The following is a 25,026-nucleotide window of genomic DNA, read 5'->3' on the forward strand; positions in this document are numbered from 1 at the left end:
TAAATCAAATCTCGATTAAATGCACCTGAGTGATCGGTTTTTTGTTCAGTTGTTCGCGGAACATGCGCCTGACGGCGATGCGAATGGTTTCGTTGACGGTTTCTTTGCTGTCTTCATCTTTCAAAGCGTTTTTGACGCAAGCAAGCACGGCATCGTGCAAATCCTCATCACCGTCCTCAAAGACCCCGGTTGTCGTCAATACCGGTTCGGCGGCGAGATTGCCCATATTATCGATAACAACGCTAACCACAGCCGTACCGTTCCACAGGGCGCGCTTGCGACCCCGGATCAATTCACCATTAAGCGGCACCACCCTGTTGCCTTCAAGGGCCAGTCTGCCCGAATGAACGTGATCAACGATGCAGGGCTCACCCGGGCCAATACGCATCATCGAGCCGTTTTCACCGACGATGGTATGGCTGACCTGACAATCCAGGGCCAGCCTGGCGTGCTCGGCCATGTGGCGCAGCTCGCCATGAACGGGGATGGCGATCGTCGGTCGCACATGTTGATACATGCGGATTAATTCATCACGGGCCGGATGTCCCGAAACATGAACGAAGTGATCGCGTTCGGTCATCACCTGTACACCCGTACGAACAAGTTGGTTTTGCAGGCGGCCAATGGATGTTTCATTGCCCGGAATGATGCGTGAGGAAAAGATCACCGTGTCGCCTTCCTCAACAGATACCCTTGGATGGCTGCCCCCGGCGATACGCGACAGGGCGGCGCGCGGTTCACCTTGGGAACCAGTGCAAACGATCAGCGTTTTATCGCGCGGCAGGAATCCGGCTTGATCTTCCTCCAGAAAAGCAGGCGTATCCTGAAGACAGCCATTGGCCCGCCCGACTTCCGAAAACCGCCAAAGCGCCCGACCGGCAAGAACCACATCCCGATCGTTGGCGGCGGCAGCGGCGGCGATGGTTTCAAGACGGGCGACGTTTGAGGCAAAGCAGGTGACGACGACGCGGTTTTTCAATGTCGAGATCAAATCCGTCAGGCTTTTCAGAAGATCACCTTCTGAGCCGGATGTTCCGGATGTAAAGACATTGGTCGAATCACAAATGATCGCCAGCGTCCCCTCCTCACCCAGTTGACGCAAGGCATCTTCATCGGAAACCTCACCAACAACCGGGTCCGGGTCGAACTTCCAGTCACCGGTATGCAGGACCGTCCCGACGGGCGTACGAATGGCGATGGCGTTGGGTTCGGGGATGGAATGGGTCAGGGTAATCAGTTCAAGCTCGAACGGGCCGATGGTGAATTTGCCACCAAGCGGGATCGTCGTCACATCGACATCCCCTTCGAGACCCGCTTCGCGCAGCTTATGACCAAGAATGTCGGCGGTGAACGGGGTTGCGTAGATGGGGCATTTTAGACGACGCCACAAATGGGCGACAGCGCCCAGGTGATCTTCATGGGCGTGGGTCAGCACCAGGGCTTCCAGTTGATCCAAGCGCTCTTCGATAAAAGTCGGATCAGGCATCATTACCTCGACCCCGGGGAGCGACCCGTCGCCGAAGGTAATGCCAAGATCAATCATCATCCAACGCTCAGAGCCACGCAGTCCGTAGCCATACAGGTTGAGGTTCATGCCGATCTCGCCAGCACCGCCAAGCGGCAGGAATAGAAGCTCGTCCCGATCTGTCATGGTTTGTTGAGTTGATGAATGGCGTAGAGGCCGCGCAGGGTCAATTCAGCGTCGGCGCATTCAATGCGGTCTGTGGACTGGGCGAAGAGCGGTGCCAGACCACCCGTGGCAATCACTTTCATGGTTGATCCGAATTCTTTTTCAATACGCTGGGCAACGCCTTCAATCATCGAAAGGTAGCCCCAGTAGATGCCTGATTGCATGGCTTCAACCGTGCCCTTGCCAATGACCCGGTCAGGCTTGCAAATTGCCACCCTGGGCAACTTGGCGGCGGCCAAATGCAAGGCTTCCTGCGATAAATTGATTCCGGGTGCGATAACGCCACCTGCGTAATTTCCATCAGCGTCAACCACATCAAAGGTCGTGGCGGTGCCAAAATCGACAATGATCAACGGCCCCCCGTAGCGCTGGTGGGCTGAAATCGCATTGACCAATCTGTCGGCGCCAACTTCCTGCGGCTGGTCGAGAAGAACATCAATACCAAGCTTAACCCCGTCCTCGCCAACGACAAGTGGATCGGCGTTGAAATATGTCCTGCACAGGGTTTTCAGCGCGAACAAGGTGGATGGAACGACCGTTGCGATAATGGCGTTTTCGATAGAGGCGCGATCAATACCCGACAGGGCGAGCAGTTGTATCAGCCAAATGCCGTGTTCATCGGCGGTCCGCTCTGGCGTGCTTGAAGCACGCCATTCACCGAGCACGGTTCCATGCTCGTCAAAAACGGCGAAAACCGTGTTGGTATTTCCTGAATCGATGGCCAGTAACATTGCCAATTCCTAAACGAAGATATCACCAGCGGTGATACGCCGCTCGTCGCCATTGTGCAACAGGATTAACGCCCCATCACGATCAAGGGCCTTAAACTCCCCTATCAGGGTTTCTTTTTCAAGACGTACGGTAATTTCCTTGCCAAACCAGGCGGCGCGGCGCAACCACGCTTTTCTGGTTGGCTGAAAACCAAGTTTTTTCCAGGTCACATAACCGGCCAAAAAACGCAAACAGAAGGTTTCAAGCATCATTTCAACTGTTACGTTCTTGGCCCTTTCGCGGAGCAGAGAGGTTGCCGGAAATTCCACATCTTCGGGGAAACTGGCAATATTCAGCCCCGCCCCGATAATCAACCAATCCATACCGCCCAAGGGAACGGTTTGGGATTCCAGCAAGATCCCCGAAACCTTGCGCCCCTCGACAAGCACGTCGTTAGGCCACTTGCAATTAACGAACGTCCCCTTGGGCAAAACCGATGCGACGGCTTCGGCCATGCCAAGGGCGGCGACAAAACTCAATTGCATGGCCTTGAAGGCATGACAATCGGGCCTTAGTAAAATGGAACAGTAGAGGTTACCGGAATCTGAGGTCCAGCTTCGGCCTCGTCTGCCGCGCCCTGCCGTCTGCTCCCTGGCCCATACGACCGTGCCCTCGGGCGCGCCATCCATGGCCATCCGCTTGGCCTCTTCATTGGTGCTGTCGATACAATCAAGAGAAATCAGTTTGTAAGGGCTTGGAAGACTGGCGCTACCGCTCATTTCGCAAACAAGGCAGCGGCAGCGGCGGAAGCTCCATCAATAATAATGCCGGGGAAGGCAAAGAACAGAACAACAATCATCGCCGTGCCGAAAATTACATACCCCAGATTACGGTCAATGGGGGTATCAAGGGATTCATCAGGCGGGTCAAAATAAACAACCTTGATAATGCGCAAATAATAAAAAGCGCCGACCACACTGCTCATCACACCGATGATCGCCAGCGCGAAGAAACCGGACTCTACCGCGGCAAAGAAAATATAAAGCTTGGAGAAAAAGCCAGCCAACGGCGGGATACCGGCCATGGAGAACATAAAGATGGCAAGAGCAGCAGCAACCATGGGATGGGTTTTTGATAGCCCGGAAAGATCACTGATATTTTCAACCATCCGGCCAGCCCGGCGCATCGTCAGAATGCAAGCGAAGGCACCCATATTCATAAACAGATAAACCGCCATATAGATCATAATGCCACGAACACCCGCCTCGTTGGCGACGACAAGGCCGATCAGGGCGTAACCCACATGACCAATGGAGCTATAGGCCATCATCCGTTTGATGTTGGTTTGGTTAATGGCGGCGAAGGCGCCAAGCAGCATGGAGGCGACGGAAATCAAGACGATGATCTGCTGCCAATGCTGCACCAGATCCCCAAACGGGCCAACCATGACACGAATGAAAAGTGCGATAGCGGCGATCTTGGGGCCGACGGAGAAGAACGCCGTCACAGGTGTCGGTGCGCCCTCATAAACATCGGGTGTCCACATGTGGAAGGGTACGGCGGAAACCTTGAACGACAATCCGGCAAGAATAAAGACAATGCCGACGATCATACCAATGGAGGCATCGGGGCCGTGCTCGGTGGCGAACATGTTGCCGAGAATTTGAAAATCCGTGGTTCCTGAAAACCCGTAAACCAGTGATGAGCCATACAGCAACATGCCGGACGCCACAGCGCCGAGGACAAAGTATTTAAGACCGGCTTCTGTAGAGCGTTCATCATCCCGGTTAAAGGTGGCTATCACGTACAGGGACAGGGACTGCATTTCCAGCCCCAGATACAGCGACATCAAGTTGTTCGCCGAGATCATGATCATCATGCCAAGGGTCGCGAAGACAATAAGGACCGTGTACTCAAAACGGGCGATGCCCTGATTCTCCATGTAGTTGTGTGAAATCGCCAGGGTCAGGGCCGAGGCGAACAGGACCAGGACTTTAAAATAAACCGCAAACGGATCGCTGACAAACATGCCGCTAAAGGTATTGAACGTGCTGCCGGCAACGGTGGCGACAAGCATCATCGCCAACACCAGCGTAATCATGCCAAGCCGGGAAACCAGACGCGCCGTTTTCACTTCGGCGGCGGCGTCACCAGCCTTTTGAAAAACGCCAAGCATCAACAAGGCCATTCCGATAACGGCCACGAAAATTTCGGGAAGCGCCGGGACCATGTTTGGAATTTCATTCATTCCCTTATCTCCCGGCCAGCAAGGCCTGTGAAGCCGCTTGCGCGGTCTCGACCCTGTCGATCAGATTGTTTACCGAGACATGCATGATATCCAGGAACGAGGACGGATAAACCCCCATCCACAGAACCAGCACTCCAAGGGGCGCAAAAATCATGATCTCGCGCTTGCTTAAGTCGGTGATTTTCATCAGGTGCTCTTTGGTCAATTGACCAAATATAATGCGCCTGTACAGATACAGCATATAAACCGCGCCCAGAATTACACCGGTTGACGCCAGTGCGGCGACCCAGGGATTGACCTGAAAAGCGCCTAGCAGGACCAGAAATTCGCCGACAAATCCGCCGGTTCCGGGCAAGCCTACCGATGCCAGCATGAACACCATAAAGGCCAGCGCATAGGCCGGCATTCGGTGAACAAGGCCACCATACATGTCAATTTCGCGCGAATGGATGCGGTCATAGACGACCCCGACGATCAGGAACAGGGCCGCCGAAACAATACCGTGGCTAAGCATCTGATAGATCGCACCCTCGACCCCCTGCACTGTCTGGGTAAAGGTGCCGATGGTGACAAATCCCATATGGGCGACGGATGAATAGGCGATCAGCTTTTTCATGTCTTCCTGGGCCAGGGCGACAAGCGAGGTATAGATCACGGCAATGATGCTAAGGGTATAAATAAGTGGCGTGAAATCCATGGTCGCCAACGGGAACATCGGCAATGAGAAACGCAGGAACCCGTAACCGCCAAATTTTAGCAACACACCGGCAAGAATAACCGAACCGGCCGTCGGCGCTTCAACGTGGGCGTCAGGAAGCCACGTATGAACCGGCCACATGGGCATTTTGACGGCAAAGGAGGCAAAGAAAGCCAGCCACAGCCACGTTTGCATGGTCGCCGGGAAATCGTGTGTCAGCAGCGTCGGGATATCGGCGGTTCCGGCGTCCACATACATAGCCAAAACGGCCACCAGCATCAGGACAGAACCAAGCAAGGTGTACAGAAACAATTTGAACGCCGCGTAAACGCGCCGGGGCCCGCCCCAGACACCAATAATCAGGAACATCGGCAACAAAACTGCTTCAAAGAAAATATAGAAGACGAAAATATCAAGGGCCACGAACATACCGACCATCATGGTTTCCAGAACCAGGAAGGCGATCATGTATTCCTTGACCCGCTCCTGAATCGATTCCCAACTGGCAAGGATACAAATCGGCGTCAACAATGTTGTCAGCAGCACGAACAGCACCGAAATACCGTCAACGCCGACATGGTAGGCAATATTGAAGGTGGGCATCCAGTTCCATTGCTCGACGAACTGGAAATCCGCCGTGGTGCTATCAAAACCCGCCCACAACAACAGGGACAGCAGGAACACCAGAGTAGAAACCCACAGGGCAACGTTGCGGGCATTGCGGTTAATGACCTGTTGATCATCGCCGCGGATGGCGAGGATGAACAGCGCACCCGCCAGGGGGGCGAAAATCAGTAATGAAAGGATGGGGAAATAATTCATAATACTCTTACCCACCCAGCAACAAATACATGGTGATCAAAACGATAATGCCGCCCAGCATGGCGAAAGCGTAGTGGTACAGATATCCGGTCTGCAAACGCGCCACCCGCTTGGCAAGGTTCAGGGTAACGGCCGAAATACCGTCTGGACCAAGCCCGTCAATAAGCGCCCCGTCGCCGGTCTTCCACAGGTTACGACCAATATAGAATGCCGGTCTAACAAACAGGAAGTCATAGGCTTCGTCGAAGTACCATTTGTTATGAACGAAGGTATAAAGCGGCCGGATTTGACCGACAATGAGTGCAGGAATAGCTGGTTTCCACATGTACAGGACATAAGCCAGGCCAATACCTGCAGCGCCGACGCCCAGGGGAAGATACTTGACCCAGAACGGTGCGTGGTGAGCTGCCTCAAGGGCCTGATGGCTATCGAGAACCAAAATCGAACTGCCCCAGAATTCAGCTACTTTTTGGCCGACGAAGTTCTCGTAACCAATGTAACCGGCAAACAAGGCCCCTGCCGCCAGCACGATCAGCGGCACCAACATCACCTTCGGGCTTTCATGAACATGGGCCAGGACGATTTCATCGGCCCTGGATTTTCCATGGAAAGTCATCAGAATTACACGCCATGAATAGAAGGCGGTCAGGAAAGCAGCCAGAATGCCCATCCAGAAAGCGTAGCCACCGGCTGCCGTATGAGCCCCCCATGCGGCTTCCAGAATGATGTCCTTGGAATAGAAACCGGCAAACGGCCAGATACCGGCCAGGGCCAGCGAACCGACCCACATCAGGGCGTAGGTGACCGGGATCATTTTACGGATGCCGCCCATCTTGCGCATGTCCTGCTCGTCAGACATGGCGTGAATGACCGAACCGGCGCCCAGGAACAACAGCGCCTTGAAAAAACCATGAGTCATTAAATGGAAGATACCGGCGGAATATGCCGAAACACCACAAGCGAAGAACATGTAACCAAGCTGGGAGCAGGTCGAATACGCAATCACCCGTTTGATATCGGTTTGGGTGCAGGCGACGGTGGCGGCGAAAATACAGGTCGATGCGCCGACAATGGTAACAACCGTCAAAGCCACTTCGGAATATTCAAACAACGGTGAAAGTCTGGCCACCATGAAGACACCAGCGGTGACCATGGTGGCGGCGTGGATCAGGGCTGAAACCGGGGTTGGGCCTTCCATGGCGTCAGGAAGCCAGGTGTGCAATCCCAACTGAGCCGATTTACCCATGGCGCCTACGAACAACAGCAGACAGGCGACAGTCAGGCCGTGGAACTGACCACCGAAGACGCTGATGGTATCGTTGGCCTTCATGGGGGCGGCGGTAAAGATTTCGTCGAAGTTAACCGAATCAAACATCATGTAGACGGTGAAAATACCCAGCGCAAATCCAAAATCACCAACCCGGTTGACGACAAAGGCCTTGATCGCGGCGGCGTTGGCCGAGGGCTTGTTGTACCAGAATCCGATCAGCAAGTAGGAGGACAGACCAACCCCTTCCCAACCGAAGAACATCTGCACCAGATTATCCGCCGTCACCAGCATCAACATGAAGAAGGTGAACAGGCTCAGGTAAGCCATAAAGCGCGGCACGTCCGGATCATGGGACATGTATCCGATGGAATAGACATGAACCATGGCCGAAACCACGGTAACGACGATCATCATAACCGCCGTCAGGCTATCGACTCGCAAGGCCCAGGAAACGTTGAGTGTGCCTGACTCAATCCAGCTGAACAGCTGCACTGTCTGGGAATTTCCGCCAAGGGCAACATCCTTGAAAATGACAATGGCGAGAACGGCTGAAAGAAGCAGGCCGCCACAGGTGACGTACTGGGCCATTTTATCCAGGCGGGCTTTCTTTGCCTTGTCATTTCCGGTGTTGGCAAAGGCCATGGCCCCGGCAATGATGGCGGCAATAAGCGGCAGGAAAATGGCTGTGGTAATCATCTTTTCCCTACCCCTTCATCACGTTGACATCTTCGACGGCAATGGTGCCGCGATTTCGGAAAAAGACGACCATAATAGCAAGCCCAATCGCTGCTTCGGCGGCGGCGACAGTTAACACAAACATGGCAAACACCTGACCAACCAGATCGCCCAGCTCTACAGAGAACGCGACAAAATTGATATTCACTGCCAGCAGCATCAATTCTACGGACATCAGAATGACGATGACGTTCTTGCGATTCATGAAAATACCGAAGATACCCAGCGAGAACAAAATGGCGGCAACGATCAGGTAATGGGAAAGACCGATCTCAAACATCAGATGCCCCTCCCCGACTCAACTTCGTGAATTTCCAGGGTGTCTTCCGGACGGCGCGCCACCTGATCAGCAATGCGTTGCTTTTTCACACCGGAACGTTTGCGGTGGGTCAACACAATGGCGCCGATCATGGCGATCAGCAGCACCATGCCGGCTGCCTGGAACAGGAAGATGTAATCCGTATAAAGGATAGCGCCCAGGGCGTGGGTGTTGGTGATGTTTTCAGGGATCGGCGAGGCGGACGTTTTTAGCGCTTCCGGTGTCAGATGCCAGCCGCCAACAACGGCAATCAATTCAACAACCAGAACAAGCGCTGCCACCACGCCCATAGGCAGGTATTTTAAGAATCCCTGACGCAATTCGACGAAGTTAATGTCGAGCATCATAACAACGAACATGAACAGCACCGCAACCGCGCCGACATAAACCACGACCAGCAGCATGGCCAGGAATTCAGCACCCATCAGCACGAACAGACCAGCCGAATTAAAGAAGGCCAAAATCAGGAACAGCACGGAGTGCACGGGATTCTTCGCACTGACCACCATCACACCGGCGGCAATGGCGATGAACGCAAACATATAAAATGTCAGCCCCTGAATAATCATCTGACCAAAGTCCCTCTCAACACGATCTTACAGTCCTTTTTAAACATCAACGATACGGCGCATCTGCCGACAAACGCTCGGCAATTTCAGTTTCCCAACGCTCGCCGTTGGCGAGTAATTTGGCTTTGTCATACATCAACTCTTCACGGGTTTCCGTGGAATACTCAAAATTCGGTCCTTCGACAATGGCATCAACCGGGCAGGCTTCCTCGCAAAAACCGCAGTAGATGCATTTTGTCATATCGATATCGTAGCGGGTCGTGCGACGTGATCCGTCGCTTCGCACATCGCCTTCGATGGTGATCGCCTGGGCCGGGCAAATGGCTTCGCACAGCTTGCACGAAATGCAGCGTTCCTCGCCATTTGCATAGCGTCTGAGCGCATGTTCACCCCTGAAACGCGGGCTAAGGTAGCCTTTTTCATACGGGTAATTCAGCGTCACTTTTGGCCGGAACATATAGCGCAGGGTCAGCGACAGGCCACTAACCAGTTCCGCCAGCAGGAAGGTTTTAATACCGCGATAAATAAAACTCATTTGCTAATACCCTCCCTTATCCTGATACCGGTGCAAGATCAAAAGCGACCAGCACGCCAGCGACGATGATGACGGCGGCTAATGAAATCGGCAGAAAAACTTTCCAGCCAAGGCGCATCAGTTGGTCGTAACGATAACGCGGGAACGCGGCGCGCACCCACAAGAAGAAGAACAACACGAAGGCGATCTTCGCCGCCAGCCACAAGGGCCCCGGGATTAAATTAAACGGTGCGATGTCCAGCGGCGGCAGCCAGCCACCCAGGAACAGGATCGCCATCAGGGCGGACATCAGTATCATGTTGGCGTATTCACCAAGGAAGAACAGCGCAAAGGCCATCGCCGAATATTCAACGTTGAAACCGGCGACCAATTCGGCTTCCGCTTCAGGAAGATCAAACGGGTGGCGGTTGGTTTCGGCCAAAATCGAAATCAGGAAGATAACGGCCATCGGGAACAGCGGCACAATAAACCAGACGTTCTTCTGGGCCATGACGATATCGGTCAGATTAAGAGATCCAACACACATCAACACGGTCACGATGACGAAGCCCATAGAAATTTCATAGGACACCATTTGGGCGGCCGAACGAAGCGCACCCAAAAACGCATACTTGGAATTGGAAGCCCAACCGGCCATCAAAACGCCGTAAACGCCGAGCGAAGACACCGCAAACAAGAACAATATACCGACGTTGATATTGGCCAAAACCATCCCCTGATCAAAGGGAATGACCGACCATGCGAACAGCGCCAGAATAAAGGTCACCATCGGCGCCAGCAGGAACACCACCGGGTTGGCCCCGGAAGGAACAATGGTTTCCTTGAGGAACAGTTTCAGGCCATCAGCCATCGGTTGCAGAAGGCCAAACGGTCCGACCACATTGGGACCACGGCGCAATTGCATGGCGCCAATAACCTTGCGCTCCACGTAAGTAAGGTAGGCAACGCCGATCAAAACGGGCATCACAATGGTGACAATCTTGATGACGATCCACAACACCGGCCAGATATATGAAAAAAAGAATTCAACCATCGGTGCCGGTCTTCCCTTTACTGTCGCCAAGCAGTGCCTCGACGCACTGGGCCATGGTTTCAGATGCCCGGCTTATGGGATCGGTCATATGGAAATTGATGATCGGCGAGGCAAAACCGCCACCGTCCAGTGAGCCTGCCTTGCCAAACACACCCCAGTCACCACCAGCTTGCTGATCGTCACCCCCAAAGACTGGGTTGATCTCAGCCATACGCTGGCGAACTTGCTCAAGGGTGTCATAGGGCAAGGTTTTTTCCAGCACACCGGACAAGGCACGAATGATGGTCCAATCCTCGCGCGCGTCACCAATGGGGAACACGGCAAGATGGGTCCGTTGAACACGACCTTCGGTGTTGACGTAGGTGGCGTTCTTTTCAGTATAGGCGGCGCCCGGCAAGATGACATCTGCGCGATGAGCGCCGGCGTCGCCGTGATGGCCCTGATAAATAACGAATGCATTCCCCAATTTGTCGGTATCGATTTCATCAGCACCGAGTAAATAAACCACGTCAATCGCGCCGGACGAGCATCCATCCAGAATGGAGTCCACGCCACCCGATACCAGACCAAGATCAAGACCGCCAACGCGGGCCGCAGCCGTGTGCAGGACGTTAAAGCCGTTCCAGTCGTCGCTGACCATTGCGTAATCTTCTGCAATTTGACGGGCCAAGGCGAGAACTGCGGAACCATCGGAACGCATCAAAGCACCCTGACCAACGATCAGCATCGGCTTTTTGGCATTTTTCAGCAGCTTGGAGAAACTGTGAGAGCCATCCGCAATTTCCTTCAGCGTATCCGTTCCGGCACCAAGATTTTCACATTTGAAGGTCAGATCAACGTTTTCGCCGATCATACCAGCTTCAAAATCACCCATCAGGTAACGTTTACGAAGGCGCGCGTTGATGATGGGCGCTTCCTTGCGGGTATTCGCGCCGATAATCAGGCAGGCATCGGCATCTTCAATCCCGGCTATGGTGGTGTTGAACAGATAACCGGCGCGTGTTGTCTGGTCCAGTTCTGCGCCATCCTGACGGCACTCAATATTATTTGAATCAAGGGCCTCGGTCAGGTCTTTCAAGGCGGTCATGGATTCAGCGCAAGCCATGTCGCCGGTAATCGCAGCGAACTTTGAACCATCCATACCTTTGACCTTGGCGGCGATGGCCTCAAATGCTTCGTCCCAGGTGGCGGATTCCAACTTGCCATCGCGACGCACATATGGGGTATCCAGGCGCTGGCGCTTCAGGCCATCACAGGCAAAACGGGTCTTGTCTGAAATCCATTCCTCGTTCACATCCTCGTTAAGGCGCGGAAGGATACGCATGACTTCCGGACCCTTGGCGTCGACGCGAATGTTGGAGCCGACAGCGTCCATAGCGTCGATGGATTCGGTTTTTTTCAATTCCCATGGACGGGCATTGAAGGCATAAGGGTTAGACGTTAAGGCGCCGACAGGACACAAATCGATCATGTTGCCGGACAGTTCAGAGGTCAGGGCTTTTTCAATATAGGTGCCGACTTCCAAATGCTCGCCGCGTCCGGTAGCGCCCATTTCAGGAACACCGGCGATCTCGGTTGAGAAACGAATGCAACGTGTGCAGTGAATACAGCGCGTCATCATCGCCCGGATCAGGGGGCCGAAAGTCTTGTCTTTGACTGAACGCTTGTCTTCCATGAAGCGACTGCGGTCCAGACCGTAACCGACGGCCTGATCCTGCAGATCACACTCGCCACCCTGATCGCAAATCGGACAATCCAGCGGATGGTTAATGAGCAGCAACTCCATCACCCCCTGGCGCATTTGCTTGACGGCAGGAGAGTTGGTCGTAATGACCATGCCTTCACCAACAGGCATGGCGCAAGAAGCAACCGGTTTGGGCGCGCGTTCCATCTCTACCAGACACATACGGCAATTACCGGCGATGGTCAGGCGTTCGTGATAGCAGAAACGCGGAATTTCAATGCCGATGCTCTCGCAGGCTTGCAGCACGGTCAGTCCGGCTTCCACTTCAACCTCAATGCCATCGATGGTTAATTTTGGCATCCCTGCTCTCCCTAAGCCGCCTGGCCCGTGCCCGAGGACTGGCGCTCGTTAATACGACGCTCGATCTCGGGTCGGAAATGCCTGATCAGGCCCTGAATAGGCCATGCGGCGGCATCGCCCAATGCGCAAATCGTCTGACCTTCTATCTGTTTGGTGACTTCCTGCAGCATGTCAATTTCATCAATCGTCATGTCACCGGTGACCATGCGTTGCATCATCCGCGACATCCAGCCTGTACCCTCACGACAGGGCGTACACTGACCGCAACTTTCATGGGCGTAAAAACGTGACAGCCGGGCAATCGCCTTGACCACGTCCGTTGATTTGTCCATCACCATGACGGCAGCCGTTCCAAGGCCGCTACCATGCTCACGCAGACCGTCAAAATCCATAATCGCGTTTTCGCATAAGGCCTTGGGCATCATCGGCACCGACGATCCGCCGGGAATGACAGCCAGCAGGTTATTCCAGCCACCGCGAACACCGCCAGCGTGCGTTTCGATCAACTCGCGCATATCCACGCCCATGGCTTCTTCGACCGTGCACGGATTATTGACGTGACCGGAAATGCAAAACAGCTTGGTGCCGGTATTATTTTCGCGACCGATGGAGGCAAACCACTTGGCGCCACGCCTTAAGATGGCTGGCACAACGGCAATGGATTCAACATTGTTGACGGTCGTCGGGCAGCCATAGAGGCCGACGTTGGCCGGGAATGGCGGTTTCAGGCGCGGTTGCCCTTTTTTGCCTTCAAGGCTTTCAATAAGCGCGCTTTCCTCGCCGCATATATAGGCGCCAGCGCCCAAATGAACGTACATCTCAAAATCGATACCGGCACCACAGGAATCCTTGCCAATCAGGCCCGCATCGTAAGCCTCGTCGATAGCACGTTGCAGGGCCTCGGCCTCGCGCAGGAACTCGCCACGTACATAAACATAGGCAGCGCACGCGCCAACCGCCGCCGCTGCCAGCAGCGCCCCCTCGATCAGTTTGTGAGGCTCGTTACGCATAATTTCCCGGTCTTTACAGGTGCCCGGTTCGCCTTCATCGGCATTGATCGTCAGGAAAACAGGACGACCCCCGGTTTCCTTGGGCATGAAAGACCACTTCATGCCGGTACCGAAACCGGCGCCGCCACGGCCCCGCAGGCCAGAAGCCTTGACTTCATCAACCAGCCACTCACGACCTTTGGCGATCAACTTCTTGGTGTCTTTCCAGTCTCCGATAGCCTTTGCACCGGCGAGGGAAGTGTCTTTCAAGCCATATAAGTTCTGGAAGATGCGATCAGAATCTTTAAGCATCAGCCCTTCCCCTTACTGTCTTTAAGCGACGTCAATTCGCCTTCGGGTTCACACCCCTTACGTGAATTCTGTGGTCCGGGTGTAGGCGTGCCGCCTGAATGCAGGGTATCGAGAAGAGCCGCCGTCGAGGCTTCATCAAGGTCTTCATAGTAATCGTCGTTGATTTGCATCATCGGCGCGTTGACGCAAGCGCCCAGGCATTCCATTTCAGAGAGACTGAACTTGCCGTCTTCTGTTGTCTCACCAACCTCGATGCCGAGCTTCTTTTTACAGGTCCCCATGACATCGTCAGATCCGCGCAACCAGCAAGGCAGGTTGGTACAGACTTGTAAATGATGCTCGCCGATAGGTGCGAGATTGTACATGGTGTAGAAGGTCGCCACCTCGTAAACCCGCATGGGTGCAAGGCCGACCAGTTCGGCGACATGATCCATAGCGGCGCGTGGCAACCAGCCATCGTGCTGGCGTTGGGCAAGGTCAAGCAACGGCATCACCGCACTGGCCTCGCGGCCATCGGGATACTTGGCGAAAATGCCTTTTAGTTTTTTCTTGTTTCCCGCAGAAAACTCAAAATTCGCCGGTTGCTCTACAGTCGTATTCATCGGTCGATCTCACCAAAAACGATATCCAGGGCGCCAATGTTGGCAACGACATCTGCCAGCATGTGTCCCTTGGAGACTAATTCAAGTGCTTGCAGATGGGCGAAACCGGGGGCCCTGATCTTGCAGCGATAGGGTTTGTTTGAACCATCGGAAACCAGGTAAACACCAAACTCGCCCTTCGGCGCTTCGACCGCCGTGTAAGTATCACCGGCGGGAACGTGATAACCCTCGGTAAACAGTTTGAAGTGATGGATCAGCGATTCCATGGATTGCTTCATTTCGGCGCGCGATGGCGGCGTAATCTTGTGGTTGTCGGTTTTGACAGGACCACCGGGCATATCAGCCACGCACTGCTTGATGATTTTCAAGGACTCGCGCATTTCCGCGATACGAACCAGATAACGATCATAACAATCACCAGTTTTGCCGACCGGAATATTGAAATCCATCTTGTCATAAACATCGTATGGCTGGGCTTTACGGATATCCCAGGGAACCCCGCAAGCCCGAAGATTGGGTCCGCTAAAGCCCCAATCCATAGCCTCTTCGGCGCTTAAGCCCCCGATATCGACGGTACGTTGCTTGAAGATGCGGTTTTCGGTCAGCAACGTTTCGATGTCGTCAATCATTTGTGGAAATTCATCGCACCACTGATCAATGTCATCGGCAAGCCCGTCAGGCATGTCCCAGGCGACGCCGCCAGTGCGGAAATAGGCCATGTGCATACGGGCACCGGACACCCGCTCACAGAATTCCATGAGTTTTTCGCGATGCTCAAAACCCCACAACATGGGTGTCATTGCGCCAATATCCATGGCGAAGGCGCAGACCGTGAAGATATGATTGAGCTCACGGCCGATTTCGGCAAACAGCACGCGTATATATTGCCCACGCGGCGCGGCTTCGATGCCCAGCAGTTTCTCTGTCGCCAGGACAAAGGCGTGTTCCTGGTTTTGCGGCGACACATAATCAAGACGATCAAAGTACGGCATCGCCTGGGCGTAACTTTTGTGTTCGATCAGCTTTTCCGTTCCCCGGTGTAGCAAGCCCACATGCGGGTCGGCACGCTCGATAACCTCGCCATCAAGTTCAAGCACCAGTCGCAGCACACCATGGGCAGAAGGATGCTGGGGACCAAAATTCAGATTGTAGTTTTTGATTTGTTTTTCTGACATCAGCCTTCACCTTCGGCGGCTGCATCATCGGTTTGTTCTGCTTTCTCGTCCCCCGGAAGGGGCGCGTCCATGGCTTCCCAGGGGCTAACAAAATCGAAGGTGCGGAAGTCCTGGGCCATCTTCACCGGTTCGTAGACAACGCGCTTTTGCTCGTCGTCATAGCGAATTTCAACGTAACCCGTAAGCGGGAAATCCTTGCGTAAAGGATGGCCTTCAAATCCGTAGTCCGTCATGATTCGGCGCAAGTCAGGATGACCCGAGAAATAAACTCCCAACAAATCCCAGGCTTCGCGCTCCCACCAGTTGGCCGAACTGAAGACGGAAACTACAGACGGCACCGGCTTCTTCTCTTCGGTCCTGACTTTCACCCGAACGCGCTGGTTATGGGTCATGGACAGCAAATTATAGACAACATCAAAGCGCTCTTCGCGATCAGGGTAATCAACACCGCAAACATCCATCAGCACCTTGAATTGACAATTAACGTCGTCACGCAGGAACGTCAGCACCTTGACAATGGCGTCGCTACGCACGCTGACGGCAAGTTCGCCGTTGGCAACCCCGGTCGCGGTAACCTCGTTGGGCAAAGCGGTGGCGATCAGTTCGCCCAAGTCTTTCAGTGCCAGATCCATATTTCCTCGACGACCTACAATGAGGTCTTGTTATTAGCCTAACGCCACAGTGTTCCCGTGCGTCTGATTTTCTTTTGTAGTTGCAGGATACCGTAGATCAGCGCCTCTGCTGTTGGCGGGCAACCCGGTACATAGACATCCACCGGCACAACGCGGTCACAACCGCGAACCACAGAATATGAATAATGATAATAGCCGCCACCATTGGCGCATGACCCCATGGAGATCACATAACGCGGTTCGGACATTTGGTCATAAACCTTGCGGAAAGCCGGGGCCATTTTATTGGTCAGTGTACCGGCGACAATGATGACGTCGGATTGCCTGGGCGAAGGCCTTGGAACGACACCAAAGCGATCAAGATCGTAGCGCGGCATGTAAGCGTGGATCATTTCAACGGCGCAGCAGGCCAGACCGAAAGTCATCGGCCACAAGGATCCGGTGCGGGCCCAGTTGACGACGTGATCAAGACTGGCGATGACAAAACCCTTGTCGGTCAACTCACCTGTTACCTGTCCTATGACAGCATCCTGTTCGGGTCCCGGCGGCAGCGGTTTGTTGGGATCGATGATCACTCCCATTCCAGGGCTCCTTTTCGCCATTCATAGATAAAGCCGACTGTCAGAACGGCAAGGAAAACCATCATCGACCAGAATCCGTAAAGCCCTATATCGCCAAGGGATATGGCCCACGGAAACAGGAAGGCGATTTCCAGATCAAAGATAATGAAAAGAATGGCAACCAGATAAAAACGCACATCGAACTGGCGGCGGGCATCGTCGAAGGCATCGAAGCCGCACTCGTAAGCGGATGTTTTTGCTACATCAGGGCGTTGTTGGGCAATAACGTAGGACCCGCCAACACAAATGGCGGCTATAACGATAGCTATGCCCAAAAAAATAAGGATGGGAAGGTACTCTAAAAGTATCTCATCCATGGCCGTGGTCCCTACCCGTCATCCATTACAGGTGACGGCTCTCTGAATTATTGGTTTCGTTGTCATAAAAGTACGGCATCCGTCGCACTTTGCACACCCTATTTTCTTAATCTTGGTAACTTTCTTGCGAGAAGCAACTAGCACGCAAAAGCAGACGGGAAAATGACATCTGTCAAGATATGAAACAAAAGGGGATAAAGAATTTCTGATTCTATAATAACAAGGGGAAATGGCGGGAGTGACGGGACTCGAACCCGCGGCCTCCGGCGTGACAGGCCGGCGCTCTAACCAACTGAGCTACACCCCCAACGTGACTTCAATTCGTCAGGATGCGTTCATGTAAAGGCCCCCTAAGGGTGTGTCAAGACATGAACGTTGTTTTTATGAAGTCCTGTAAAATTTATGTCCTGTTATGTCAGGAGACATAAGAATAATGGTGGGCGATGACGGGCTCGAACCGCCGACATTCTCGGTGTAAACGAGATGCTCTACCAACTGAGCTAATCGCCCACATTCAGCGACGGCTGATTAATATACATGTCGGGCTTAAAAAGAAAGATGCCGGTTGCACTTTTTATAGTGAAACCGGCATCAATTCATTTTGAAGGTTTTAGGTCTGCCTAGTTGACAGCTTCCTTCAGGCCTTTACCAGCTTTGAACTTGGGCTGGTTGGAGGCTTTAATCTGGATCGCTTCACCGGTCCGCGGGTTACGACCCATGGAGGCTTTGCGATGAGCAACGCTGAAAGTACCGAAGCCAACGAGACGGACTTCTGACTTATTGGCCAGCGCACCTGAGATGGAATCGATAACGCCATCAACTGCTTTTGCGGCATCTGCTTTTGATAGGCCTGTGCTGTTTGCGACGGCGGCTACTAGGTCATTCTTATTCAAGATAAACCCCCCTTCTGTTTGAGAGTAAAAAAAAAATCAGTTAAATGCTTAAGTTCGGCATGTCTGTAAGCCTTTTAAACATGCAGGATTTTATATGTTAAATTTTGCGGGCGTCAATTGAACAGCCGCAGTTTTCCACAGTTTATTGCGGCTTCCGGAAAACTTAACGCCCTTGCTCGTTAAGCTTTAGCGATGCATTTTTTCTGCCGTTTAACGCGTAAGTCATTGTAAAACCTCACAATGAAATAACTTATTCTGAAAAAACCCTTATGGGTTTTGTCGATTTCCCTGAAAAACAACGATTGGAAAAGAATCAAAAAATATGCCGCCCCTTCGTAAAAGGGGCGGCAAAATATTCAAAAAACCCAAAGAATCCGCGAAAAACCGCTACGATTCGCTAAGTCCTGATTCGCATCTTAATGGACAACGTCGTTGGAACCGGAGTCCTTGGCGGAGGCTAGTGAAGCGGCTTCCATCTCTTCGGTCCACTCGACCGGTTGCAGCTTGGAAACCAGAGCGTGCTCAAGAACCTCACCCACATCCGAAACAGGAATAATGGTCATTCCTTTTTTAACGTTGTCAGGAATTTCCGCCAGGTCCTTTTCATTCTCTGCCGGGATTAGCACGGTCTTGATACCGCCACGCAGGGCCGCCAGAAGTTTTTCCTTCAATCCACCAATCGGTAAAATCCGGCCACGCAGCGTAATTTCACCGGTCATGGCGATGTCCTTGCGAACTTCCGTACTGGTCAACACCGAGACGATCGACGTCACCATGCCAACACCGGCCGACGGGCCGTCTTTCGGGGTCGCCCCTTCGGGTACGTGGACGTGGATATCCTTGGTCGTGAACATTGGCGGGATAATGCCGAAATCAAGTGCCCGCGACTGCACGAATGACCTTGCCGCCTGGATTGATTCCTGCATGACATCGCCAAGCTTGCCGGTGATTGTCATTTTTCCCTTGCCCGGCACCATGACCGCTTCGATGGATAGCAACTCACCGCCTACTTCGGTCCAGGCCAGGCCGGTGGTCACACCGACAAGATCATCAGATTCGATCTCGCCGTAACGGAACCGTTTGATGCCCGCATACTTGCCAAGGTTCTTGCTGGTGACGGCGATTTTCTTCTTCTCGCCCATCATAATGTCCTTGATCGCCTTGCGCGTCAGGTTGGCCAGTTCGCGCTCCAGATTACGAACCCCGGCTTCACGGGTGTAATAACGAATGATATCCCTGACCGCGCCATCGGAAATCGACCATTCTTCCTTTTTAAGGCCATGAATCTTGACCTGGTTTTCGATCAGGTGACGTTTGGCGATTTCGACTTTTTCATCCTCGGTATAACCGGACAGGCGAATGATTTCCATGCGGTCCAAAAGTGGGCTCGGCATGTTCATGGTATTGGCCGTGGTCACGAACATCACGTCCGAAAGATCATAGTCAACTTCCAGATAATGATCGTTGAAGGTCGAGTTCTGTTCAGGATCAAGCACTTCAAGCAAGGCAGAAGCCGGATCTCCACGCCAGTCCTGGCCCATTTTGTCGACCTCATCGAGCAAGAACAGCGGATTGGACGATTTCGCCTTCTTCATGCCCTGGACAATTTTGCCCGGCATCGAACCGATATAGGTACGACGATGACCACGAATTTCAGACTCGTCGCGAACCCCACCCAAAGACATGCGGATGAAATTACGACCTGTCGCATTGGCGACGGATTTGCCGAGCGAGGTTTTGCCGACACCAGGAGGACCAACCAGACACAGGATCGGTCCCTTGACCTTGTTGGTGCGCTGTTGAACGGCAAGGTATTCAAGAATCCGCTCTTTGACCTTTTTCAGGCCATAGTGATCGGCATCAAGAATATCCTGGGCCTTTTTGATGTCTTTGTTGACCCGTGAGCGCTTTTTCCAGGGGATCGACAGCATCCAGTCCAGATAATTACGGACCACCGTCGCTTCGGCCGACATCGGGCTCATGTTCTTCAATTTCTTCAATTCGGCCAGGGTTTTTTCCTTGGCTTCTTTGGATAGCTTGGTCTTGACGATGCGTTCTTCGATTTCGGCGGTTTCGTCCTTGCCGTCTTCGCCTTCGCCTAGTTCTTTTTGAATAGCCTTAAGTTGTTCGTTCAAATAATACTCGCGCTGGGTCTTCTCCATCTGCCGCTTGACCCGGTTACGAATTTTCTTTTCCACCTGAAGAACGCCAATTTCCGATTCCATAAAGGAATAAACACGTTCAAGACGTTCGGCGACGGTTTCTGTTTCCAATAATTCCTGCTTTTCGGAAATCTTCAACGCCAGGTGCGAGGCAATGGTATCGGCCAGCTTGCTGGGTTCGTCGATCTGATTGATCGAAACCAGCGCCTCGGGCGGGATTTTTCTATTCAGTTTGATGTATTGGTCGAACTGGGTAACGACAGAACGAGACAGCGCCTCAAGTTCCTGATCGTCGGTTTCGGGTTCTTCCAGCAATACTGCCTGGGCTTCAAAAAAGTTTTCATTTTCTACGTAGCCGGTAACCTGGGCACGCTGGGCGCCCTCAACCAAAACCTTGACCGTCCCATCCGGCAGTTTCAAAAGCTGCAGGACTGTCGCGACCGTGCCGACTTCGTAAATATCGTCGACTGTCGGGTCATCTTCGGCGGCATTTTTCTGGGCCAGCAGAAGAACCTGCTTGTCGTCTTTCATCACATCTTCGAGGGCGCGCACCGATTTGTCACGGCCAACAAACAACGGCACGATCATATGCGGGAACACCACAATGTCGCGAAGGGGAAGAACGGGATAGAGATCGCCTTGTTGAGAAGAAGTCATGATGCCTCTGTCTTAATTAATGAGGACAGGCCGTAATGGGTGGCCCATCGGGGTGACGCCGAGCAGTGGGAAACGAATCCAATACGTTTCAAAGGTGGGCTAATTGACCCCATCCTTCAAGGGGCGAAGGATGATATTTGGTCAAATATTAAAGATTTATACGCTTAAACGACCTAAATCAGGCGCTGGTACCCACATCTTCCTTACGATCTGAGTAAATATACAACGGTGAAGCACTTTCATCGACAACTTCACGGTTGATAACGACCTCTTCCACACCATCAAGGCCCGGAAGCTCGTACATCGTATCAAGAAGGATGTTTTCCATGATCGAACGCAGGCCGCGGGCACCCGTTTTACGCTCAACGGCCATCTCGGCAATAATTTCATAGGCGCCTTCGGTAAAGGTCAGGCGTACATCTTCCATTTCAAACAGGCGCTGATACTGTTTGACCAGGGCGTTTTTCGGTTGTGTCAGAATTTCGACCAACGCGTCGGCATCCAGGTTATCAAGTGTCGCAAGTACGGGCAGACGACCGACAAACTCCGGAATCAGGCCAAACTTCAATAGATCCTCTGGTTCCACATCGCGCAGAATTTCACCTGTATTGCGCTCTTCGGGTGAGCGAACGTCAGCACCGAAGCCGATGCTCATCCCCTTGCCACGGTTGGAAATAATCTTGTCCAGGCCAGAAAACGCGCCGCCACAAACAAAAAGTATGTTGGTGGTATCGACTTGCAGGAATTCCTGTTGCGGATGTTTTCGTCCACCTTGTGGCGGAACACTGGCAACAGTGCCTTCCATAATCTTCAGCAAGGCTTGCTGGACACCCTCGCCTGACACATCGCGGGTGATGGACGGGTTATCGGATTTCCTGGAAATCTTGTCGACTTCATCAATGTAAACGATGCCCCGCTGGGCGCGCTCGACATTGTAGTCGGCAGACTGCAACAGCTTGAGAATAATGTTTTCGACATCTTCACCAACATAACCCGCTTCGGTCAGGGTCGTCGCGTCAGCCATGGTGAAGGGCACATCAAGGATGCGCGCCAGCGTCTGGGCAAGCAAGGTCTTGCCGCAACCGGTCGGACCGACCAGAAGAATATTGGACTTCGCAAGTTCGACGTCATTGGCACCGCTGCCATGACTCAAACGCTTGTAATGGTTATGCACCGCCACCGCCAAAACGCGCTTGGCGTGACCCTGGCCAATAACATAATCATCAAGAACAGAACTGATTTCACTTGGTGTGGGAACCCCGTCACCGGATTTAACCAGCGATGTTTTATGTTCCTCGCGGATGATGTCCATGCACAGCTCAACGCATTCATCACAGATGAACACGGTGGGGCCGGCAATCAGTTTACGGACCTCGTGCTGGCTCTTTCCACAGAAAGAGCAGTAAAGCGTGTTTTTCGAGTCTCCGCCGGTGGACTTGTTCATGGAAGCTCCGTTTAAATTAGCGCCACACCAAAGTCAGCATCGTCTCGACATCTTACCCAATGAATGCGGGGCCAGACAATACTTGTGAACTTCTTATCGACGCTTTACATCCTTGTTCATACAACAATCAGCAACCCGCTACCACATCGACCATCACTTAATGACGCCAATGTGAAGCATCCTCGGTCTGATGACATAGTGATAGGGTGATCGTTAATACAGGCTTAAAGGGGCGATAAATCCCGATTAATCTTTTTTGTCACTCTCATCTTCATCATCGGAAATGGGACGACTGGTCACCACTTCGTCGATCAAACCGAAATCCTTGGCTTCATCTGGCGACATGAAGCGGTCACGTTCCACCGCTTCTTCGATAACATCCAGGGGCTGGCCTGTGTGTTCGGCGTAGATATTATTCAGACGCGAACGCAGTGACAGAATTTCCTTGGCCTGGATTTCAATATCAGTCGCCTGCCCCTGGGCGCCACCCGAAGGCTGATGGATCATCACCCGGGCATTGGGTAACGAGTAACGCTTGCCCTTGGCCCCGGCGCACAGCAGGAACGACCCCATGGAGGCTGCCTGACCGATACATACCGTCGAGACATCCGGGCGGATGTAGCGCATGGTGTCGTAAATCGCCAAGCCCGAGGTAACAATGCCGCCGGGCGAGTTGATATAAAACGAGATATCCTTGGTCGGATTTTCCGATTCGAGGAACAACAACTGGGCGCAGACCAGGCTGGCGACACCGTCGTCAACGCCGCCAGTCAGAAAGATAATCCGCTCTTTCAGTAGCCTTGAGAAGATGTCGTAGGCACGCTCGCCCCGGTTGGTCGTCTCGACGACCATGGGAACCAAAGAGCTCATATACGTTTCAACCGGATCGTTCATCAGGTAATGCCCTTTATACTTTCTTATTTATCTTTTTTGACGTCGGCTTTTTTCTTGGCCGGTGCCTTCTTTTTTGCCGGTGCCTTCTTGGCCGCGGCTTTCTTCTTGGCCGGGGCTTTTTCTTCAGGCTCTTTGATCAGATCATCAATTGTGACAGTCTTTTCAGTTACTTTGGCCAGCTCGAAGATGAAATCAACGACTTTATCTTCCAGCAGAGGCGCCCTGAGTTGTTGCTGCGCTTCAGGATTACTGCGGAAGTATTCCATTACTTGCTGTTCCTGGCCCTGATAACGCTGGGCTTCGGCCATCATGGCGCGGTTCAGGTCTTCCTGGGAAGTGTCAATGTTATTGAGGCGACCAATTTCGGCCAGCAAGAGGCCCAGACGAACACGGCGTTCAGCGATACCACGATAATCTTCTTTCAGTTCATCGTCGGTCTTGCCTTCGCTCGGGTCATCTTCGCTACCCTGCTCCAGGGCTTGTTTGCGATGCTCTTCAAACTGCGCCCAAATGCCCTCGAACTCGTTTTCAGCAAGAGTTTGCGGAATTTCAAATTCATGACTTTCTTCAAGTTCATCAAGCAACAGCCGTTTCATGCGCTGACGGGCCATATTTTTGAACTCGTTTTCGTGTTCTTCACGAATGTTGCCCTTCAAGGTTTCGAGATCTTCGAGACCAACCTTTTTGGCCAGTTCATCGTCAATCACGCCCGGTGTGGTTTCCCGTAATTCCTTGATGTCGACATCGAAAACGGCATCTTTGCCAGCCAGTTCTTCGGCCCCGTACTCCTTAGGGAACGATACTTTGACTTCAACATGGTCGCCAACCTTGGCGCCGATCAACTGATCTTCAAAACCGGGAATAAAACTGCCGGTTCCCAGTTCCAGTGAATAATCTTCGGCTTTACCGCCAGGGAATTCCTCGCCATCGACCTTGCCGACGAAATCGATAACGGTGATGTCACCACTTTTCGACTTACGCGAACCCGAGACCGGCTCGGAAGTTTTGTGGGCGCTGGCCAGACGTTCAAGCGCCTTGTTGATTTCTTCCTCATCAGCCTTGACGACCATCCGTTCCAGTTTGATTTTGGAGAAATCCATGGGTGTGATTTCGGGCATCACCTCAAGGGCCATGGTGTATTCAAGATCAGAGCCGTCTTCAAACTTGGTGACTTCAATTTTCGGCTGAATGACAGGACGCAAATTGCGTTCTTCCATGGCTTTTTGAGACGTCTCGCCGACGGTGCGCTCCAGAACCTCGCCCATGATCGACGGGCCGTACTGTTTGCGCAAAAGCGGAACCGGCACCTTTCCGGGACGGAAGCCCGGTAAATTAGCGGTTTTCTTGAGTTCGTTAAGGCGATTGTTGACGAATGTTTCGATCTCTGCCGCTGGTACGGTGATCGTGAATTCGTGCAATAAACCTTCGGTTTTCGTTTCTGTGACCTGCATCGGTATCCCAATCGGAAAGGGTTTTAAAACTGGTTCATAATGAGCATTTGGTGCGGGCGAGAGGACTTGAACCTCCACGACTTGCGTCACAGGTACCTAAAACCTGCGTGTCTACCAATTCCACCACGCCCGCCCGCCAAAATGTTTTTCCCTCTGAAAACCAATATATAGGCTGCTTTTCAGAGGGAAAAACCATGATGCTCTA

General features: G+C 52.9%; 22 protein-coding genes and 3 tRNA genes. All 25 read right to left on the reverse strand.

The genetic code is table 11. The features are described 5' to 3' along the window. Positions 1–4 precede the first annotated feature (4 nt). Positions 5–1,651 (reverse strand): ribonuclease J, encoded by a 1,647-nt coding sequence (locus HOL66_10900; protein MBT5244747.1) that lies wholly within the window; start codon positions 1,649–1,651, stop codon positions 5–7. Continuing rightward, entirely contained in the window at positions 1,648–2,421 is a 774-nt protein-coding gene (locus tag HOL66_10905) for a type III pantothenate kinase (GenBank protein MBT5244748.1), read from the reverse strand. Before HOL66_10905 ends, HOL66_10900 begins: the two co-directional genes overlap by 4 nt. Before the next feature lie 9 nt (positions 2,422–2,430). Further along, a complete protein-coding gene (locus HOL66_10910) occupies positions 2,431–3,180 on the reverse strand; it encodes a biotin--[acetyl-CoA-carboxylase] ligase (GenBank protein ID MBT5244749.1) in 750 nt (249 codons plus the stop codon). After that, the gene (gene nuoN / locus HOL66_10915) at positions 3,177–4,649 is read right to left on the reverse strand and encodes an NADH-quinone oxidoreductase subunit NuoN (GenBank protein ID MBT5244750.1); all 1,473 of its coding nucleotides are present in this window, start codon (positions 4,647–4,649) and stop codon (positions 3,177–3,179) included. The genes HOL66_10910 and nuoN overlap by 4 nt, the downstream gene beginning before the upstream one ends. A 4-nt stretch (positions 4,650–4,653) precedes the next feature. Further along, positions 4,654–6,168 carry an NADH-quinone oxidoreductase subunit M gene (locus HOL66_10920; GenBank protein ID MBT5244751.1) on the reverse strand — a complete coding sequence of 505 codons (1,515 nt, stop codon included), beginning with the start codon at positions 6,166–6,168 and terminating at the stop codon, positions 4,654–4,656. A gap of 7 nt (positions 6,169–6,175) precedes the next feature. Next, the gene (nuoL, locus tag HOL66_10925; GenBank protein MBT5244752.1) at positions 6,176–8,134 is read right to left on the reverse strand and encodes an NADH-quinone oxidoreductase subunit L; all 1,959 of its coding nucleotides are present in this window, start codon (positions 8,132–8,134) and stop codon (positions 6,176–6,178) included. Positions 8,135–8,141: 7 nt separating this feature from the next. After that, a complete protein-coding gene (gene nuoK, locus HOL66_10930) occupies positions 8,142–8,453 on the reverse strand; it encodes an NADH-quinone oxidoreductase subunit NuoK (GenBank protein MBT5244753.1) in 312 nt (103 codons plus the stop codon). Next, positions 8,453–9,061 carry an NADH-quinone oxidoreductase subunit J gene (locus tag HOL66_10935; GenBank protein MBT5244754.1) on the reverse strand — a complete coding sequence of 203 codons (609 nt, stop codon included), beginning with the start codon at positions 9,059–9,061 and terminating at the stop codon, positions 8,453–8,455. The genes nuoK and HOL66_10935 overlap by 1 nt, the downstream gene beginning before the upstream one ends. A gap of 46 nt (positions 9,062–9,107) precedes the next feature. Continuing rightward, positions 9,108–9,596, reverse strand: a complete 489-nt coding sequence (gene nuoI / locus HOL66_10940) for an NADH-quinone oxidoreductase subunit NuoI (protein ID MBT5244755.1) — start codon at positions 9,594–9,596, stop codon at positions 9,108–9,110. Between the two features lie 16 nt (positions 9,597–9,612). Beyond that, positions 9,613–10,629: an NADH-quinone oxidoreductase subunit NuoH gene (nuoH, locus tag HOL66_10945; protein ID MBT5244756.1), complete on the reverse strand. Its 1,017-nt coding sequence runs from the start codon at positions 10,627–10,629 to the stop codon at positions 9,613–9,615. Then, positions 10,622–12,673, reverse strand: coding sequence for an NADH-quinone oxidoreductase subunit G (locus HOL66_10950; protein MBT5244757.1), 2,052 nt, complete (start codon positions 12,671–12,673; stop codon positions 10,622–10,624). Before HOL66_10950 ends, nuoH begins: the two co-directional genes overlap by 8 nt. Before the next feature lie 11 nt (positions 12,674–12,684). Next, entirely contained in the window at positions 12,685–13,974 is a 1,290-nt protein-coding gene (gene nuoF, locus HOL66_10955) for an NADH-quinone oxidoreductase subunit NuoF (protein ID MBT5244758.1), read from the reverse strand. Next, a complete protein-coding gene (gene nuoE, locus HOL66_10960) occupies positions 13,974–14,576 on the reverse strand; it encodes an NADH-quinone oxidoreductase subunit NuoE (GenBank protein MBT5244759.1) in 603 nt (200 codons plus the stop codon). Before nuoE ends, nuoF begins: the two co-directional genes overlap by 1 nt. Beyond that, positions 14,573–15,751 (reverse strand): NADH-quinone oxidoreductase subunit D, encoded by a 1,179-nt coding sequence (locus HOL66_10965; protein ID MBT5244760.1) that lies wholly within the window; start codon positions 15,749–15,751, stop codon positions 14,573–14,575. The genes nuoE and HOL66_10965 overlap by 4 nt, the downstream gene beginning before the upstream one ends. Then, the gene (locus tag HOL66_10970; GenBank protein MBT5244761.1) at positions 15,751–16,383 is read right to left on the reverse strand and encodes an NADH-quinone oxidoreductase subunit C; all 633 of its coding nucleotides are present in this window, start codon (positions 16,381–16,383) and stop codon (positions 15,751–15,753) included. Before HOL66_10970 ends, HOL66_10965 begins: the two co-directional genes overlap by 1 nt. A gap of 38 nt (positions 16,384–16,421) precedes the next feature. Further along, a complete protein-coding gene (locus HOL66_10975) occupies positions 16,422–16,985 on the reverse strand; it encodes an NADH-quinone oxidoreductase subunit B (protein ID MBT5244762.1) in 564 nt (187 codons plus the stop codon). Further along, positions 16,955–17,320 carry an NADH-quinone oxidoreductase subunit A gene (locus tag HOL66_10980; GenBank protein MBT5244763.1) on the reverse strand — a complete coding sequence of 122 codons (366 nt, stop codon included), beginning with the start codon at positions 17,318–17,320 and terminating at the stop codon, positions 16,955–16,957. Before HOL66_10980 ends, HOL66_10975 begins: the two co-directional genes overlap by 31 nt. 230 nt (positions 17,321–17,550) lie before the next feature. Then, a tRNA-Asp gene (locus HOL66_10985) sits at positions 17,551–17,627 on the reverse strand. A gap of 127 nt (positions 17,628–17,754) precedes the next feature. After that, a tRNA-Val gene (locus tag HOL66_10990) sits at positions 17,755–17,830 on the reverse strand. Positions 17,831–17,940: 110 nt separating this feature from the next. Further along, the gene (locus HOL66_10995) at positions 17,941–18,213 is read right to left on the reverse strand and encodes an HU family DNA-binding protein (protein MBT5244764.1); all 273 of its coding nucleotides are present in this window, start codon (positions 18,211–18,213) and stop codon (positions 17,941–17,943) included. 416 nt (positions 18,214–18,629) lie between these two features. Then, positions 18,630–21,032: an endopeptidase La gene (gene lon / locus HOL66_11000; protein ID MBT5244765.1), complete on the reverse strand. Its 2,403-nt coding sequence runs from the start codon at positions 21,030–21,032 to the stop codon at positions 18,630–18,632. Positions 21,033–21,210: 178 nt separating this feature from the next. Continuing rightward, on the reverse strand, positions 21,211–22,476 hold the full coding sequence (clpX, locus tag HOL66_11005; GenBank protein MBT5244766.1) for an ATP-dependent Clp protease ATP-binding subunit ClpX: 1,266 nt from the start codon (positions 22,474–22,476) through the stop codon (positions 21,211–21,213). Positions 22,477–22,722: 246 nt separating this feature from the next. Further along, positions 22,723–23,370, reverse strand: coding sequence for an ATP-dependent Clp endopeptidase proteolytic subunit ClpP (clpP, locus tag HOL66_11010; protein ID MBT5244767.1), 648 nt, complete (start codon positions 23,368–23,370; stop codon positions 22,723–22,725). A 23-nt stretch (positions 23,371–23,393) separates the two neighbouring features. Next, the gene (locus HOL66_11015) at positions 23,394–24,821 is read right to left on the reverse strand and encodes a trigger factor (protein MBT5244768.1); all 1,428 of its coding nucleotides are present in this window, start codon (positions 24,819–24,821) and stop codon (positions 23,394–23,396) included. A 48-nt stretch (positions 24,822–24,869) separates the two neighbouring features. Next, a tRNA-Leu gene (locus HOL66_11020) sits at positions 24,870–24,954 on the reverse strand. Between the last annotated feature and the right edge of the window lie 72 nt (positions 24,955–25,026).

Source organism: Rhodospirillaceae bacterium (genome assembly GCA_018662005.1).
GTDB lineage: Bacteria > Pseudomonadota > Alphaproteobacteria > Rhodospirillales > JABHCV01 > JACNJU01.